This is a genomic window from uncultured Roseobacter sp., assembly GCF_947499265.1.
In the GTDB taxonomy this organism is placed as follows: domain Bacteria; phylum Pseudomonadota; class Alphaproteobacteria; order Rhodobacterales; family Rhodobacteraceae; genus Roseobacter.
In genome coordinates, this window is sequence record NZ_CANMNK010000003.1 from 324,604 (window position 1) to 339,847 (window position 15,244).

General features: G+C 60.0%; 17 protein-coding genes. 5 read left to right on the forward strand and 12 right to left on the reverse strand.

Annotated features, from left to right (window positions below):
- The first annotated feature begins 131 nt into the window (after positions 1 to 131).
- The 3 genes from accB to aat are packed head-to-tail and all read left to right on the forward strand — an operon-like array spanning position 132 to position 2,636.
- Positions 132 to 626 (forward strand): acetyl-CoA carboxylase biotin carboxyl carrier protein, encoded by a 495-nt coding sequence (gene accB / locus Q1A63_RS09645; RefSeq protein ID WP_298970934.1) that lies wholly within the window; start codon positions 132 to 134, stop codon positions 624 to 626.
- Positions 627 to 638: 12 nt separating this feature from the next.
- The gene (gene accC / locus Q1A63_RS09650) at positions 639 to 1,991 is read left to right on the forward strand and encodes an acetyl-CoA carboxylase biotin carboxylase subunit (protein ID WP_298970932.1); all 1,353 of its coding nucleotides are present in this window, start codon (positions 639 to 641) and stop codon (positions 1,989 to 1,991) included.
- A 12-nt stretch (positions 1,992 to 2,003) separates the two neighbouring features.
- Positions 2,004 to 2,636, forward strand: a complete 633-nt coding sequence (aat, locus tag Q1A63_RS09655; RefSeq protein ID WP_298970929.1) for a leucyl/phenylalanyl-tRNA--protein transferase — start codon at positions 2,004 to 2,006, stop codon at positions 2,634 to 2,636.
- On the opposite strand, the gene Q1A63_RS09660 is transcribed toward aat, so the two are convergent.
- The 6 genes from Q1A63_RS09660 to Q1A63_RS09685 form a co-directional block, all read right to left on the reverse strand.
- A complete protein-coding gene (locus Q1A63_RS09660; RefSeq protein ID WP_299631360.1) occupies positions 2,600 to 2,956 on the reverse strand; it encodes a DUF2155 domain-containing protein in 357 nt (118 codons plus the stop codon). The genes aat and Q1A63_RS09660 overlap by 37 nt on opposite strands.
- A complete protein-coding gene (gene mlaD / locus Q1A63_RS09665) occupies positions 2,953 to 3,399 on the reverse strand; it encodes an outer membrane lipid asymmetry maintenance protein MlaD (protein WP_298970925.1) in 447 nt (148 codons plus the stop codon). The genes Q1A63_RS09660 and mlaD overlap by 4 nt, the downstream gene beginning before the upstream one ends.
- Positions 3,400 to 3,407: 8 nt before the next feature.
- The gene (locus tag Q1A63_RS09670) at positions 3,408 to 3,791 is read right to left on the reverse strand and encodes an NADH:ubiquinone oxidoreductase subunit NDUFA12 (RefSeq protein WP_298970923.1); all 384 of its coding nucleotides are present in this window, start codon (positions 3,789 to 3,791) and stop codon (positions 3,408 to 3,410) included.
- 92 nt (positions 3,792 to 3,883) lie between these two features.
- Positions 3,884 to 4,246 (reverse strand): RidA family protein, encoded by a 363-nt coding sequence (locus tag Q1A63_RS09675; RefSeq protein WP_298970922.1) that lies wholly within the window; start codon positions 4,244 to 4,246, stop codon positions 3,884 to 3,886.
- Positions 4,247 to 4,404: 158 nt separating this feature from the next.
- Positions 4,405 to 5,670 carry an ATP-dependent Clp protease ATP-binding subunit ClpX gene (gene clpX, locus Q1A63_RS09680; RefSeq protein ID WP_298970919.1) on the reverse strand — a complete coding sequence of 422 codons (1,266 nt, stop codon included), beginning with the start codon at positions 5,668 to 5,670 and terminating at the stop codon, positions 4,405 to 4,407.
- Between the two features lie 138 nt (positions 5,671 to 5,808).
- Positions 5,809 to 6,438 (reverse strand): ATP-dependent Clp protease proteolytic subunit, encoded by a 630-nt coding sequence (locus tag Q1A63_RS09685; protein ID WP_298970916.1) that lies wholly within the window; start codon positions 6,436 to 6,438, stop codon positions 5,809 to 5,811.
- 113 nt (positions 6,439 to 6,551) lie between these two features.
- Here Q1A63_RS09685 and Q1A63_RS09690 point away from each other — a divergent pair, with 113 nt between their 5' ends.
- On the forward strand, positions 6,552 to 7,793 hold the full coding sequence (locus tag Q1A63_RS09690; protein ID WP_298970912.1) for an FAD-binding domain-containing protein: 1,242 nt from the start codon (positions 6,552 to 6,554) through the stop codon (positions 7,791 to 7,793).
- A gap of 159 nt (positions 7,794 to 7,952) precedes the next feature.
- Positions 7,953 to 9,986, forward strand: coding sequence for a PhoX family phosphatase (locus tag Q1A63_RS09695; RefSeq protein WP_298970909.1), 2,034 nt, complete (start codon positions 7,953 to 7,955; stop codon positions 9,984 to 9,986).
- 170 nt (positions 9,987 to 10,156) lie between these two features.
- On the opposite strand, the gene Q1A63_RS09700 is transcribed toward Q1A63_RS09695, so the two are convergent.
- The 6 genes from Q1A63_RS09700 to Q1A63_RS09725 form a co-directional block, all read right to left on the reverse strand.
- A complete protein-coding gene (locus Q1A63_RS09700) occupies positions 10,157 to 10,561 on the reverse strand; it encodes a RidA family protein (protein WP_298970905.1) in 405 nt (134 codons plus the stop codon).
- 28 nt (positions 10,562 to 10,589) lie between these two features.
- The gene (locus Q1A63_RS09705) at positions 10,590 to 11,279 is read right to left on the reverse strand and encodes an ABC transporter ATP-binding protein (RefSeq protein WP_298970902.1); all 690 of its coding nucleotides are present in this window, start codon (positions 11,277 to 11,279) and stop codon (positions 10,590 to 10,592) included.
- Complete coding sequence (locus tag Q1A63_RS09710) at positions 11,276 to 12,031, reverse strand: ABC transporter ATP-binding protein (RefSeq protein WP_298970900.1); 756 nt, start codon at positions 12,029 to 12,031, stop codon at positions 11,276 to 11,278. The genes Q1A63_RS09705 and Q1A63_RS09710 overlap by 4 nt, the downstream gene beginning before the upstream one ends.
- Positions 12,024 to 13,007, reverse strand: coding sequence for a branched-chain amino acid ABC transporter permease (locus Q1A63_RS09715; protein WP_298971590.1), 984 nt, complete (start codon positions 13,005 to 13,007; stop codon positions 12,024 to 12,026). The genes Q1A63_RS09710 and Q1A63_RS09715 overlap by 8 nt, the downstream gene beginning before the upstream one ends.
- Position 13,008: 1 nt before the next feature.
- Complete coding sequence (locus tag Q1A63_RS09720; protein ID WP_298970898.1) at positions 13,009 to 13,926, reverse strand: branched-chain amino acid ABC transporter permease; 918 nt, start codon at positions 13,924 to 13,926, stop codon at positions 13,009 to 13,011.
- A gap of 98 nt (positions 13,927 to 14,024) precedes the next feature.
- A complete protein-coding gene (locus Q1A63_RS09725; RefSeq protein WP_299405329.1) occupies positions 14,025 to 15,173 on the reverse strand; it encodes an ABC transporter substrate-binding protein in 1,149 nt (382 codons plus the stop codon).
- Positions 15,174 to 15,244: the final 71 nt, after the last annotated feature.

Consider the following 15,244-nt stretch of genomic DNA (forward strand, 5'->3'; position numbering starts at 1 on the left):
TCAGGGCAATCTACCGGGCTCGGCACGCCCTGCAAGAGGCGGGTTTTCATGGGCGAACCCTTCCCCTATAACGGGGGCGCAGGAACAAGGGCCGAAATCAACAAGGCTCCCCCGAACGGTCGAGGACTTACATGACAAAAAAGAACCATGACGCTGATGTGGCCTTCATTCAGGCCCTGGCCGAATTGCTGCGTGAAAATGACCTGACAGAGCTTCAGGTCAAACGGGATTATGGCGCAGACGACAGCCTGAACGTTCGGGTCAGCCGCCAAACCCAGCAGCAGGTTGTGACGCAGGTGGCCGCACCTCCCGCCCCCACCCCCGCAGCGCCTGCAAGCCCCGCCGCCGCGGCGCCAGCCCCTGCCGCCAGCAGCGAAGATCCAGCCGATGATCCCGGCGCAGTGACCTCCCCGATGGTCGGAACCGTCTACATGCAGGCCGAACCGGGGGCAGATCCCTTCATCTCCGTCGGGGCCAGCGTGGCCGAAGGGGACACCCTGCTGATCGTCGAGGCGATGAAAACGATGAACCATATTCCTGCGCCGCGCGCTGGCACGGTCAAGCGCATCATCGTCGAGGATGGTGCCGCAGTTGAGTTTGGTACACCGCTTGTGATCCTTGAATAAGGGGCGCGCGCAATGTTCGAAAAAATCCTGATTGCCAACCGCGGCGAGATCGCCCTGCGCGTGGTGCGTGCCGCCCGTGAAATGGGCATTGCGACGGTGGCTGTTCACTCCACGGCGGACAGCGATGCGATGCATGTGCGCATGGCCGACGAAAGTGTGTGCATCGGCCCGCCTGCCGGAACCCAGAGTTACCTCTCGGTGCCCGCGATCATTTCCGCCTGTGAGATTACCGGGGCCGAAGCCATCCACCCCGGCTATGGTTTCCTGAGTGAAAACGCAGACTTCGTCCAGATCGTAGAAGATCACGATCTGACATTCATCGGTCCAACCGCCGAACACATTCGCATCATGGGCGACAAGATCACCGCGAAGGACACGATGAAAAAGCTCGGCGTGCCGTGTGTGCCCGGGTCCGATGGCGGTGTGGCCACGCTGGAAGACGCCAAGCGTATCGGCGAGGAATTTGGCTACCCGGTGATCATCAAGGCAACCGCTGGTGGCGGCGGACGCGGCATGAAAGTGGCGCAAAGCGCTGCTGAAATGGAAAAAGCCTTCATGACGGCGCGCGCCGAGGGCAAGAGCAATTTCGGCAATGATGAAGTCTACATCGAGAAATACCTGACCACCCCGCGCCACATCGAAATCCAGGTCTTTGGTGATGGCAAGGGCCGCGCGGTGCATCTGGGCGAGCGCGACTGTTCGCTGCAGCGCCGCCACCAGAAGGTGTTTGAAGAGGCTCCCGGCCCTTCCATTTCGGCAAAAGAACGCGCCGCCATCGGCAAGGTTTGTGCGGATGCCGTCGCACGGATCAACTACACCGGCGCGGGCACCATCGAATTTCTTTATGAAAACGGCGAGTTTTATTTCATCGAGATGAACACCCGCCTGCAGGTGGAACACCCGGTGACTGAGGCGATTTTTGGCGTGGATCTCGTGCGCGAACAGATCCGCGTGGCCTCTGGCATGGAGATGTCTTTTCAGCAGGACGATCTGCAGATCAACGGCCACGCCATCGAAGTACGGATCAACGCCGAGAAACTGCCGAACTTCGCGCCCTGCCCCGGTCGGATCACACAATACCATGCGCCCGGCGGGTTAGGCGTTCGGATGGATTCCGCGCTCTATGACGGCTATTCGATTCCGCCCTATTACGACAGCCTGATCGGCAAACTGATCGTGCATGGGCGCGACCGGCCCGAAGCCCTGGCGCGGCTGCACCGGGCCCTGGGCGAGCTGATTGTCGATGGCGTTGACACCACGGTGCCGCTGTTCCACGCCCTGCTTGCGGAGGATGATGTGCTGTCGGGCAATTACAACATCCACTGGCTGGAGCATTGGTTGGAAACCAATCTCGGCGACGGCTGAGGCTTTGGCCTCATGCGACTGACCCCGGACATCTTGATGCAAGGCTATGCGACCGGGATTTTCCCTATGGCCGAACATCGAGACGACCCGGAGGTTTTCTGGGTGGATCCGCAGCGGCGCGGGATCATGCCCCTGGATGGGTTTCACGTGTCTCGATCCCTGCGCCGCGCGATGCGCAAGACCTCGTTTGAGGTGAGTATCAATCAGGACTTTGCGGGCGTGGTCGACGCCTGCGCGGATCGCGCGGACACCTGGATCAACACCGAAATACGACGCCTTTACATAGCCTTGCACCGAACGCGCCAAGCCCATTCGCTCGAAATCTGGGACGCGTCGCAATTGGTTGGTGGTGTCTATGGCGTGACCCTTGGGGCGGCATTTTTCGGCGAAAGCATGTTTTCGCGACGCAGCAATGCGTCTAAAATTGCCCTCGCCTGTCTGATCGACCGTTTGCTGGATGGCGGGTTCCGGCTGTTTGACACGCAGTTCCTAACCGAACATCTTGCATCTTTGGGCGGGATCGAGATTAGCCGGGCGGCGTATCACAAAGCGCTCAATGTTGCCTGCGATCTGCCAGCCGACTTTTCAGCGCCGCCTGTCAGGCCCCCTCAGGAGGTTGTGCAGCGCATCACCCAGAGATCGTAGCGCGCGTGGTCCATGGCGGACAGCGCGGGCGCAGAAGCCAACATCCAGCCGGAAAAGACCGTCTCGCCCCTTCCCGTATCCACAACTTGCAGACCGGCAAAGGCATCACCGGATGGGTTGCCGACGGGGTAGCGGCAGGAATTCAGGGTAATGCGCAGCTGATCGAATACGGCAGTCTGTCCGGATTTCATTTCGATATCATAGACTTGGCCACTGATCTTATCGAGACCGCGCAGGACAACACCATCCGCCTCGCTGACCTGCTGTGCCGATGCCGCGCTTGCGACAACCGCGATCGCAAGAGCGAGCCGCAGGATCATTCAGACGATCCGCTCACGAATTTCAGCAGCAGTGAGACCAGGCTGACAGCCCCTTGCGTATCGGTGATGGTGTCACCCGCCTCGAAAAAGAACGGTGACCCGCCTGGCACGATCTCCACGAAATTGCCACCCAAAAGTCCTTCGGATGAGATCACAATAGCACTGTCATCCGGGATTTCGATGCCCTGCAGCACCTCCACCGTCGTGTCGGCGCGGTAGGTTTCGGGGTTCAGGTCAACCGCCGCAACGGAGCCCACACGTACACCTGCGAGGCGCACATCCGTGCCGACGCTTACGCCTTCAAGGCTGCGAAAGCTGGCCTCCAACGGGTAGCTGGTGCCACCGCTGCCGAAGTCCGAGACCTGACCTGCATAAACGACAAAGGCGACAGCAGCAGCGAGCACACCCGCGCCAACGATGACTTCGGTAGTATTTTCAGACATTTGGCAGCTTACTCCGGCGACCAGGCCTCATAATCACTGCGCGGCGCAGGATCAGAGCGACGAATGGATCCCTTGGGGGCATAGGCAAGTGCGGTACCGGTCAGGTTTTCCTGATGCGGCTTTTCCCAAGACTTGTGTGACAGGGGCGCGTCGGTCGGGGCGGCATCCCAGGTATGGTGCAACCAGCCGTGCCAATCGGGATCGATCCGGCTGGCTTCCGCCTCGCCATTGTAGATCACCCAGCGGCGCGACTTATCTTTGTTTTCGTAGAAAACATTTCCCTGACTGTCCTCGCCGACCTTGACACCGTTGCGCCATGTCCAAAGCTGCGTGTTCAACGTCTGGCCATTCCACCACGTGACTGCGCGCAGAACAGATGTCAGAATTCCCATGAAATGCCTCCGGTCGCACTGTTGCTCCACATATGCCGGATTGCGTCGGAAACGTCCAGTTGGATGCGCGGCATATGGCGGTTTTCGCCCCGTTATTCCGGCAGCAAAGCGGTGACTTCGATTTCGATGCGGTCCTCGGGCGTAATCAACCCGCATTCGATCATTGTCGCCACAGGCGGGTTCTCTCCAAACGCCTCGCGCAGCATCGGCCAACACGCGGGAAATTCGGCACGGTCGGGCAGCATATAGGTCACCCGCGCGACATGGGCAAAATCAGTGCCCGCCTCGGCCAGCGCCTTGCCGATAATTTCGAGCGCAGAGCGGCATTGCTCGACCGCGGTGGTGCCGTGGCCGACCGTGCCCGCAACATGCACCCATCCACCCGCGACAACGGCCCGGCAATAGCCAAGTTTTGGTTCGAACTCTCCGCCGGAAGAAATGCGTTTTATCGCCATGACAACTCCTTTGAGTTTCTGTTTCACTATTGGGGCGGCCGACGCGGAGCGGCTTATGCGCACCGCCCTTACGGTGCGGGGTCTTATGCTCAAAGCCCGCCCTCAATCAAAAAGGCAGGCCCAAAGACCTGCCTAGATGATTTTCGATGCGTTTTGCGCTACCCGGCGCTTGCAGGCTCTTTTTCCGTATCCGCGTGGATCATCAAAGGAGAGGCTTCGGAGACAACCGCTTCTTCGTTCACGACAACCTCGGTCACGCTTTCCAGACCCGGCAGATCGAACATCGTATCGAGCAGGATGTCCTCCAGAATGGAGCGCAGCCCGCGGGCCCCGGTCTTCCGTTCAATCGCACGTTTGGCAATCGCCGACAGCGCGTCATCGGTGAAGGTTAATTGCGTGTCTTCAAGCTCAAACAGACGCTGGTACTGCTTGACCAATGCGTTCTTTGGCTGCGTCAGTATGGTCACCAGCGCATCCTCGTCGAGATCCTCCAGCGTCGCCAGAACCGGCAAACGACCCACAAATTCAGGGATAAGGCCAAACTTGAGCAGGTCTTCCGGCTCCAGATCAGTGAAAATCTCACCCACACCGCGTTCGTCATTGTCGCGCACATCCGCGCCGAAGCCCATGGCCGACCCTTTGCCACGTGAAGCGATGATCTTGTCGAGGCCAGCAAAGGCACCGCCACAGATGAAGAGGATGTTCGTCGTGTCCACCTGCAAGAATTCCTGCTGCGGATGCTTGCGCCCCCCTTGCGGCGGCACGCTTGCCACGGTGCCCTCCATCAGTTTCAGCAGCGCCTGTTGCACGCCTTCGCCTGACACGTCACGTGTGATGGACGGATTTTCCGATTTGCGCGTGATCTTGTCGACCTCATCGATATAGACGATGCCACGCTGCGCGCGTTCGACGTTGTATTCAGAGGATTGCAGGAGCTTGAGGATGATGTTCTCCACGTCCTCCCCCACATAGCCCGCTTCGGTCAACGTGGTGGCATCTGCCATGGTGAAGGGCACATCCAGAATCCGCGCCAGCGTCTGCGCCAGCAGCGTCTTGCCACAACCGGTCGGCCCGATCAGCAGGATGTTGGATTTGGCCAGTTCAATGTCGCCACCCTTCTGGGCGTGATTGAGGCGCTTGTAATGGTTGTGAACCGCGACAGACAGCACCCGTTTCGCCATGGCCTGACCAATCACATAATCGTCCAGCACGTCGCAGATGTCCTTGGGCGTCGGCACCCCATCGGTTGCCTTGAGCCCAGAGGCCTTGGTCTCCTCACGGATAATGTCCATGCAGAGCTCAACACATTCATCGCAAATGAAAACTGTCGGTCCGGCGATCAGCTTTCGTACCTCGTGCTGGCTCTTGCCACAAAAGCTGCAATACAGGGTGTTCTTGCTGTCGCCTGTCGAATTCGTCGCCATGTCAACCCTTTCAGGTCTTGCTAATCAACTAATACACCCCTCGGCAGGAGCGTTTCGATACTCTTTTGCCAGCTTAAGCCAGCGCTGACAGGTCCACAATCGCTAATTGGTAAACTGACTGTGCGTCCTGCGCGAGCTTTAGCTGTCTTCGTCCCCTTTGCCACGGCTCTCGACGATCTCGTCGATCAGGCCCCACTTCTTGGCCTCATCCGGCGACATGAAGTTGTCACGCTCCAACGCTTCTTCAACCTTTTTAAGGGTTTGACCGGTGTGCTTCACGTAAATCTCATTGAGGCGCGTCTTCAGCTTCTGCGTCTCCTGCGCGTGGATCATGATGTCGGTTGCCTGCCCCTGATAGCCGCCAGAGGGCTGGTGCACCATCACGCGGCTGTTCGGCAGAGAAAATCGCATACCGGCCTCACCTGCTGTCAAAAGCAGCGATCCCATGGACGCGGCCTGCCCGATGACCAGCGTGGAGACCTTCGGCTTGATGTATTGCATCGTGTCGTAGATCGACAGACCGGAGGTCACGACACCACCCGGGCTGTTGATGTACATGGAGATTTCCTTGCTCGGATTCTCCGCCTCCAGATGCAACAGCTGCGCCACGATCAGCGACGACATCCCATCGTGCACCGGACCAGAGAGGAAGATGATCCGCTCCTTCAACAGACGCGAAAAAATATCATAGGCGCGTTCGCCCCGGCTGGTCTGCTCAACAACCATTGGGACAAGGGTATTCATATAGGTATCGATGGGATCGTTCATGTGGGATGCCTGTTCATTGGTGTTCGCGCAGACCATACTCCGCGAACCGTTACGCAAAGCTTAGTATCGGCAATCGGGGGCTGCAAGGGGGGCCGTTTCAATCTTAGACATTCATGTTGAAGTGGCTGCCTGCCGCGTTAGATGCCCCCGATATGAATGCGCTTGAGATCTTTGTACCAACCCGCACGGCGGCGCGGGAACGGCTTGCACGGTTTCTGCCGGATGCGGGCCGCAACTATGCCGCGCGGCGCAACTATGACCTGGGTCCGGGGGCACACGCTGGTGTCTCCACCCTGTCGCCCTATCTGCGGTGCCGGCTGATCACTGAAGCAGAGGTGTTGGAGGCTGTTCTGGCGCGCCATTCCCTGACCGCTGCCGAAAAATTCGTGCAGGAAGTCTTTTGGCGCACCTATTGGAAGGGTTGGCTGGAGCTCAGGCCGGGGGTCTGGCAGCAGTATCAGCAGGCGTTACACCGGGATATCGACGACCTGCAAACGCAGGCCGGGTTGCGAGACCGTTGGGAAGCCGCCTGCACGGGCAAAACCGGGATCGATTGTTTCGACCATTGGGCGCAGGAACTGGCGCAAACGGGGTATCTGCACAACCACGCCCGCATGTGGTTTGCCTCGATCTGGGTGTTCACGCTGCAATTGCCCTGGACGCTGGGCGCGGATTTCTTTTTGCGGCATCTGTTGGATGGCGATCCCGCGTCCAACACGCTCAGCTGGCGCTGGGTGACGGGCCAACAGACCCTCGGCAAAACCTATCTGGCCCGCGCCAGCAACATCGAAAAATACACCGAAGGACGGTTCCGGCCGCAGGGCTTGGCAGATGCCGCCGACGCGATGTCGCCACCCCCGCTGCTCCCCATACGCGCCCTGCCCGCAGTGCAGTCACCGGACCCAAAACTTAAAACGGGGCTGCTGCTGCAGGATGACGATCTGAGCCCGGGGTTTCTCCTTGATCAGATCACCCCCAGCTGCACTGCCACCCTGTCGCTCCCCAATGGGATCAGCCCGCTGCTGCCCGCACCGCATGTGGCGGCCTTCCGCGATGCCGCGGCCGAGGATGCCTGCGCGCGGTGGTCCGGCAGGTTGGGCAGCCCCGCCGAAACGGTCAGATCGGTCGCCGATATTCTGGCCTGGGCACAGCGGCAAAACCTGCGCCAAATTGTCACCGCCTATGCGCCCGTCGGGCCGGTTGCCGAGACGCTGCAGCAACTGCAGGAACACCCCGACGCGCCGCCGCTTATCCCCTTGCGGCGCGCCTATGATGAAGCCGCCTGGCCCTTGGCAACAAAGGGTTTTTTCCCTTTCAAGAAGCATATCCCCGACCTGATCAGCCAGTTGATTTGATTTCTCGCGTGAGTTGCAGCTACACTGGTGTCGGGAGATCCCAATAAAACCAGTCTGATTAGTCATATCGGCGTTACATGCGTCGGGCACATCAGATTTATGAGGCGTGGCGCAATTAAGCGACCGCGCCATTTACAACGCCACCGACAGAGGAAGCACATGAACCGTAAAGATATCATCAATAACCCAAGCATCGGAAACAAAGCAGAAGCCTATGAGGCTTTTGACGATATCCCCACAAACCCGAATCTGAGCCGCACCATTGGTGACGTGATCAACAGCCGCTACGGACGCCGCGACATGCTCAAGGGCATGCTGGGTGTGACAGCGACGACCGCGCTCTTCGGGACCTCCGCCATGATCGCGCCAAAACAGGCAGTGGCAGGCGGACATGCAAAAGGCCGGTATAATTTTGATGAACTGACCTGGGGCAACGACGAAAAGCACCACATCGCCGAAGGCTATAACGCCGACATCCTGCTGCGCTGGGGCGACCCGATCACGGCTGACGCGCCGGAATTCGACGTGATGAACCAGACCGTGGACGCGCAGTTGAAACAGTTCGGCTACAACAACGACTACGTGGGCTTCACCGCACTGAACGACGAAGGCACCCGCGGCCTCTTGTGCGTGAACCACGAGTACACCAACGAAGAAGTCATGTTCCCCGGCCTTGGCCGTCAGGACCGTGACGGGTTCACCGGCATGACCAAGGAGTTGGTGGACATCGAGATGGCCGCCCATGGTGGCACCGTGGTGGAAATCGCCCAAGGAGACGATGGCAAATGGGCGCTGGTGCGCGACAGCCAGTACAACCGCCGGATCACGCCCCTGAACACCGAGATGACCATCGACGGCCCCGCCGCCGGGCATGACCGGATGAAGACCAACGCCGACCCCGACGGCATGACTGTGATCGGCACCGTGAACAACTGTGCGGGCGGCATGACGCCCTGGGGCACCTACCTGATGGCGGAGGAAAACTTTCACGGCTACTTCTGGACCGATGTGGTCGATGCTGAAGGCAAGCCCGACGTTTCCGGCCAGGCCGAAGCCACCAGTATGAAGCGCTACGGCGTGCCCGGTGGCTGGTACGCCTGGGGCAAATTCCACGATCGCTGGAACATCGACAAGGAACCAAATGAGCCCAACCGCTGGGGCTGGATTGTCGAGGTCGACCCGCGCGACCCGTTGGCTGCGCCGATCAAGCACACGGCACTGGGTCGCTTCCGCCACGAAGGGGCGGAAACCACCATCTCCTCCAGCGGCAAATTGGTGATCTACTCGGGCGACGACAACCGCTTTGACTACCAGTACAAATATGTCTCTGGTGGCACGGTCACGGATGAGAACAGCGTCTTTGGCAGCCCACTTATGTCCGATGGTATACTTTACGTAGCGCGCTTTGACGAGGATGGCACGGTGGCATGGTTGCCGCTGGTGCACGGTGAAGGACCGCTTACGGCGGAGAATGGCTTCAACAGTCAGGCCGACGTGATGATCGACACCCGCATCGCCGCCGATCTGCTGGGCGCCACCCCGATGGACCGCCCCGAGGATGCCAACCCAGGCCCGAACGGCACCGCCTACATCATGCTGACCAACAACACCAAGCGTCAGCCCGATCAGGTCAACGCCGCCAACCCGCGGCCTGAATCGTCCTTTGGTCACATCATCGAGATCAAGGAAGATGGCGGCGACCACGCGGCCACCAGCGGCACCTGGTCGATCCTGGTGAAATGCGGTGATCCGACCATCGAAGAGGTCGGCGCGCAATGGAACCCGGAAACCTCCGAGAACGGCTGGTTCGGTTCGCCAGATAACTGCGCCATCGACGCGGACGGTCGGTTGTGGATTTCGACCGATCAGGGCTCCAGCTGGGGCAAAACCGGCAAATCGGATGGGCTCTATGCGCTGGAAACCGAGGGCGACCTGCGCGGGCACTCCAAGCTCTTCTTCCGCTGCCCGGTCGGTGGTGAGCTCTGCGGTCCGTACTTCCACGACAGTGGCGAGACGCTGTTCCTCGCGGTTCAGCACCCCGGCACCGATGGGACCAAGGACTTCGCCGGGTTCGAACGCAACTCAACTTTTGAAGACCCGGCAACACGCTGGCCGGACTTTGATCCAGCGATGCCACCCCGGCCGTCGGTTGTGGTGGTCACCAAACAAGGTGGCGGCAAAATCGCCATCTAAGCTATTGTTAAAGCTATTTTAAAACCATCAGGCCCCGCATCCCCCCGCGGGGCCTTTTTCTATGCTTCAATCTGTCAGGTAATTCGTTGAAAATCGCGATCCACGTGAGAAATACCGTGCAAAATCTTGGTTATATTTAATTTTTATCCGGCAGAATGAATATTGCAGAGCTAGGCCTGTTGCGTAATTTCGGCAGTGGCCTCGATTTCAACCCGTGCGGCATCTTCCACCAGTTCTGAGACCACAACCATCGTCATGGCCGGGAAATGCCGGCCCAATACATCACGGTAGGCGGTACCCACCTCCGCCTGATGCGCCAGATATTCTTTCTTGTCGGTCACATACCACGTCAGCCGGGTGATATCCGCTGGCGTCCCACCCGCCGCTTCAACAACCGCACGGATGTTCTGCAAAGCCTGCCGCATCTGACCGATGAAGTCATGCGCCTCAAAAACCTGATCCGCTGTCCAGCCGATCTGCCCGCCGACATAGAGCGTCCCACCGCGTGTCAGAACGCCATTGGCATAGCCCTTTGCGGGCTTCCAGCCCTGCGGATGAATGATCTGATGAGACATGTGCTTTCCTCTCCCAAATTGCCCCGGATCAAACGCCGAGATACTGATCCGCAACCGCTGCGGTGATCTCTGACATTGCGCCCGACCAGACGTTGGTGCCCCGTTCCAGAATGACCGCCTTGTCAGCGACCCGGCGCAGGTCCGCGAGTGATTTATCCACGACCAGGATGGCCATGCCGGTTTCCGATTTCAGCCGATGCACCGCCGCCCAGATCTCCTGCCGGACCACCGGCGCCAGGCCTTCGGTCGCCTCGTCCAGCAACAGCAGGCGCGGGTTGGTCATCAGGGCGCGACCGATGGCCAGCATCTGCTGTTCACCGCCCGAAAGCGAGGCCGCCGACTGATCCTTGCGTTCCTGCAGGCGCGGAAAAAGGCGCGCAACGACGGCAAAATCCCAATGGCCGGGACGTGCTGCGGCAATCAGGTTTTCATGCACCGTCAGGTTGGGGAAACAGCGCCGCCCTTCGGGCACCAGCCCAAGCCCTGCGCGCGCCGCTTTATGGGGCGGTAGGTCGGCGATGTCCTGGCCGTCAAACGCAACGCGCCCACCGGAATGTTTCAGCAGGCGACAAATTACCTTGATGGTGGAGGATTTACCCATGCCATTGCGCCCCATGAGCGCGCAAACCTCCCCTTCCTCCAATGTCAGACTGACGCCAAAAAGCGCCTGACTGGGGCCGTAAAATGCCGCGATATTGTCCAGCGTGAGAAAGCTCATAACGCCTCCTCCTCGCCCAGATAGGCCTCGCGCACATCCCGGTTGGATTTGATCTGCTCTGCGGTTCCCGTTGCGATGACCTTGCCATAGACCAGCACGGAAATGCGGTCCGCCAGGGCAAAAACCGCGTCCATGTCATGCTCCACCAGCAGGATCGGCGCTTCGCGGCGCAAATCGTCGAGAAACGTGGTGAGCCCCTTGGACCCTTCAGCGCCAAGACCGGCCATCGGCTCATCCATCAAAAACACCCGTGGTTTCAGCGTCAGCGCTACCGCCACCTCGAGCAACCGGCGTTGACCATGGCTGAGCTCTGCCGTGCGCGTGCCCGCATGATCCGCCAGCCCAACCCGTTCCAGCGCCGCCATCGCCGCTGCGCGCAATTCAGGGTTTTTCATCACGGGGGAGAAGAACCGCCAGATGGTGCCACGCTGCCCCAGCGCGCCCAGCACCGCATTTTGCAGAACCGTGAATTCCATGGCGAGTGAGGATATCTGAAACGTTCGCCCCAGCCCGGCGCGCGAGCGCGCAACGGTCGTGAGCTTTGTCACGTTTTGCCCAGCAAACCAGACCTCCCCCGCGTCAGAGGGCAGACCGCCCGCGATCTGCTTGATCAGGGTCGATTTCCCGGCACCATTGGGCCCAATCAGCGCGTGGATTTCACCCGGGCGCAACGTCAGGGACACGTCATCGGTGGCCACCAGCGCGCCGAAGGATTTGGTCAACCCTCTGATGTCCAGCAGCGGCTCAGTCATGGGCAACCTCGCGGCCTGCCAGCGACCCGATCATGCCGCCGCGCGCGAAAAGCACCACCAACAGCAACAAGATGCCCAGATAGACGTGCCAGAAATCCGACAGCCCGCCCAGCACGTGTTCGAGCAGGATAAAGAGCGCGGCCCCCGCCACCGGGCCATAAAGCCGCCCGACGCCGCCGAGGATGACGAAAATCATGATCTCACCGGACATCTGCCAGCTGAACATTGTGGGGCTGACAAACCGGTTGAGATCGGCAAAGAGCGCGCCCGCCAGCGCCGTGATTGCGCCCGAGATGACAAAGGCCAGCAGGCGCAGCCGGTAAGGCGACAGACCAACGGTTTCGACACGCACCGCGTTTTGGCGCGCTGCCGACAGGGCAAGACCGAACGCGGAGGCCGCCAGACGCCCGGCGGCAAAGAGCGTTACGGCGAGGATCACAAAGGCAATGGCAAAGAACTGGACGGGATCCAGCGTATTGAGCCCCGGAAACCCGTTGCGCACATAGATGGACAGCCCGTCCTCCCCCCCATAAGCTGGCCAGCTGATCGCGAAGTAATAGAGCATCTGCCCAAAAGCGAGGGTGATCATGATGAAGTAGACCCCAGAGGTGCGTAGGGAGAGCGCCCCGATGGCCAGCGCCGCAAGCGCGCCCGCGATCACCGCCACCAGCCAGATTATTGGCATGGCGTTGGTGCCCTCAATGAGGAACGGCGCCTCCATCAGCGGCGTGTAGTTCTGTGCGTGATGCGCGAGAATGCCCATGGCGTAACCGCCGATGCCGAAAAATGCGGCGTGGCCGAGGCTGACAAGACCGCCCAGCCCCAGCGCAATATTGAGACCGACACCCGCCAGCGCCAGTATGGCCACTTTGGTCGCGAGCGTGATGATGAAGGGTTCATCCAGCATCCAGGCCGCGCCAGCGGTTAGCGGCAGCATCAGGAAAAGGGCGGTGTTGATCAGGCTCTCGCGGGTCATATCAGGCGGTTCCATAGAGGCCGGTGGGGCGGAACAGCAGCACACCCGCCATCAGAATGTAGATTGACATCGACGCCAGCGACGACCCCACGGCGGTGGCCGCAGAGGGCTCCATGAAAGTGGCGAAAAAGCCGGGCAGCAGCACGCCCCCCAAGGTATCCGTCAGACCCACGAGAAGGGCACCGACCAGCGCGCCCTTGATCGACCCGATCCCACCGATGACAATCACCACAAAGGCGAGGATCAGCACTGGCTCCCCCATGCCCACCTGCACCGACTGGATGGCACCAACCAGGGCCCCCGCGAGCCCGGCCAGCCCGGCCCCCAGCGCAAAGACAATGGTGTAGAGTTTGGAGATATCGACCCCAAGGGCCGCAATCATCTCGCGGTCACTCTCCCCCGCTCTGATCTGGATGCCAATGCGGGTTTTGGCGATGAGCTGAAAGAGACCAAAGGCGATCAGCAGCCCGATGGCGATGATCAGTAACCGGTAGGCGGGATACTGGATGCCACCGGGCAGCATGACCGGACCGGACAAGGCCGCCGGAATGTCCAGAAACAGCGGGAAGGAGCCGAAAACCCAGCGTGTGCCTTCGGAAAAGATCAGAATAAGCGCAAAGGTGGCCAGCACCTGATCGAGGTGATCGCGGTCGTAAAGACGCCGGATCACCACCAACTCAACCAGCGCGCCGGCAGCGGCGGCCGCGGCCAGACTGGCGATGATGGCCAGCAAAAACGATCCGGTCGCCCCCGCAACTGCTGCTGCCGCAAAGGCCCCTATCATGTAGAGCGATCCATGCGCCAGATTGATCAGCCCCATCACCCCGAAGATCAGCGTGAGACCCGCCGCCATCAAGAACAGCATCACGCCAAATTGCAGACCGTTCAGGACCTGTTCAATGAGCAGAATCGTGGACATGGGACAAAGGCTCCGGCGGCGCGGCGACTGGGCTGCGCATCAGGGGGGTGTTGCGGGAAGGATGCTGCCCCGAAAGCCTTTCCGGAGCAGCGGTCAGATCAGTATGTGCACTCGGATGCGTAGGCATCTGCGTGATCGGTCAGGCTGGCTGATATGATCTTGTTGGTGAAGACGTCCCCTTCCTTGATCACTTCACGCACATAGAAGTTCTGCACCGGGTGCTGGTTGGAGCCAAATTTGAAATCCCCGCGCACGGAATCGAATTCAGCCTCGGCAAGTGCTGCGCGGAAAGCATCCGTGTCGGAGACATCGGCCTTGGCCATCGCGCTCAAAAGCAGATTGGCGGTATCGAACCCCTGGCTGGCATAGAGCGACGGCAGGCGCCCGTATTCCGCCTGGAACGCTTCGACAAAGGCCTTGTTTGCCGCGTTATCCAGGTCCTTGTTCCACTGGCTGGTGTTCTTCACCCCCAGTGCCGCGTCGCCCACGGCCTGCAAGATCCCCTGATCAAAGCTGAAGGCGGGGCCCACGACCGGCAGGTCGACACCCGATCCAGCGTATTGTTTCAAAAAGGAAATCCCCATCCCGCCGGGCAGGAAGAAAAAGACACTATCGGCACCTGACGCGCGGATTTGCGCAATCTCGGCAGCATAATCGGTCTGGCCCAGCTTGGTGTAAATCTCACCTGCAAGCGCGCCATCGTACATGCGTTTGTAGCCGGTCAGCGCGTCCTGTCCCGCCGGATAATTCGGCGCAAGGATAAAGGAATTCTGATATCCCGCTTCCTTGGCATAGGCACCCGCAGCCTCGTGCAGATTGTCGTTCTGCCAGGCGACGTTGAAGTATAGCGGATGACAGCCCTTCCCGGCCAAGGCCGATGGGCCCGCATTTGGGGACAGGTAGAATTTACCCTGCGCCGTCGCTGCCGGAACCACCGCCATGGCCAGGTTGGACCAGATGATGCCGGTCATCACATCGACCTTTTCGGATTGGATCATCTTGTCCGCCAGTTGCACCGCAATCTCCGGCTTGCGCTGATCATCCTCGATCACGACCTCAAGATTGTCATTTCCGGCCATCTTGGCTGCCAGCATGAAGCCGTCCCGCACATCGATGCCAAGGCCCGCGCCGCCGCCCGATAGGGTGGTGATCATGCCGACCTTGACCTTGCCGCCGTGTCCATCTGCCAGCCCGGTGCTTGCCAAGGCGGCAAGCCCGGCGGCCAGAACCAATGATCGTAATTTCATCTCATATCTCCCATGTTGATAAAGGCGCTTTTGGCCTTTTGGTTTTTGCCGGGCATGACGCCCGGAAGGTG

What these genes read in the sequence shown, in the direction of transcription:
- Q1A63_RS09660 (WP_299631360.1), bottom strand. Translation starts at nt 2,956, where the DNA reads ATGATCCTGCGGCTCGCTCTTGCGATCGCGGTTGTCGCAAGCGCGGCA.
- Q1A63_RS09695 (WP_298970909.1), top strand. Translation starts at nt 7,953, where the DNA reads ATGAACCGTAAAGATATCATCAATAACCCAAGCATCGGAAACAAAGCA.
- Q1A63_RS09725 (WP_299405329.1), bottom strand. Translation starts at nt 15,173, where the DNA reads ATGAAATTACGATCATTGGTTCTGGCCGCCGGGCTTGCCGCCTTGGCA.
- Q1A63_RS09690 (WP_298970912.1), top strand. Translation starts at nt 6,552, where the DNA reads ATGTTGAAGTGGCTGCCTGCCGCGTTAGATGCCCCCGATATGAATGCG.
- Q1A63_RS09720 (WP_298970898.1), bottom strand. Translation starts at nt 13,926, where the DNA reads ATGTCCACGATTCTGCTCATTGAACAGGTCCTGAACGGTCTGCAATTT.
- aat (WP_298970929.1), top strand. Translation starts at nt 2,004, where the DNA reads ATGCGACTGACCCCGGACATCTTGATGCAAGGCTATGCGACCGGGATT.
- Q1A63_RS09700 (WP_298970905.1), bottom strand. Translation starts at nt 10,561, where the DNA reads ATGTCTCATCAGATCATTCATCCGCAGGGCTGGAAGCCCGCAAAGGGC.
- accB (WP_298970934.1), top strand. Translation starts at nt 132, where the DNA reads ATGACAAAAAAGAACCATGACGCTGATGTGGCCTTCATTCAGGCCCTG.
- mlaD (WP_298970925.1), bottom strand. Translation starts at nt 3,399, where the DNA reads ATGTCTGAAAATACTACCGAAGTCATCGTTGGCGCGGGTGTGCTCGCT.
- clpX (WP_298970919.1), bottom strand. Translation starts at nt 5,670, where the DNA reads ATGGCGACGAATTCGACAGGCGACAGCAAGAACACCCTGTATTGCAGC.
- Q1A63_RS09685 (WP_298970916.1), bottom strand. Translation starts at nt 6,438, where the DNA reads ATGAACGATCCCATCGATACCTATATGAATACCCTTGTCCCAATGGTT.
- Q1A63_RS09675 (WP_298970922.1), bottom strand. Translation starts at nt 4,246, where the DNA reads ATGGCGATAAAACGCATTTCTTCCGGCGGAGAGTTCGAACCAAAACTT.
- Q1A63_RS09705 (WP_298970902.1), bottom strand. Translation starts at nt 11,279, where the DNA reads ATGAGCTTTCTCACGCTGGACAATATCGCGGCATTTTACGGCCCCAGT.
- Q1A63_RS09715 (WP_298971590.1), bottom strand. Translation starts at nt 13,007, where the DNA reads ATGACCCGCGAGAGCCTGATCAACACCGCCCTTTTCCTGATGCTGCCG.
- Q1A63_RS09710 (WP_298970900.1), bottom strand. Translation starts at nt 12,031, where the DNA reads ATGACTGAGCCGCTGCTGGACATCAGAGGGTTGACCAAATCCTTCGGC.
- accC (WP_298970932.1), top strand. Translation starts at nt 639, where the DNA reads ATGTTCGAAAAAATCCTGATTGCCAACCGCGGCGAGATCGCCCTGCGC.
- Q1A63_RS09670 (WP_298970923.1), bottom strand. Translation starts at nt 3,791, where the DNA reads ATGGGAATTCTGACATCTGTTCTGCGCGCAGTCACGTGGTGGAATGGC.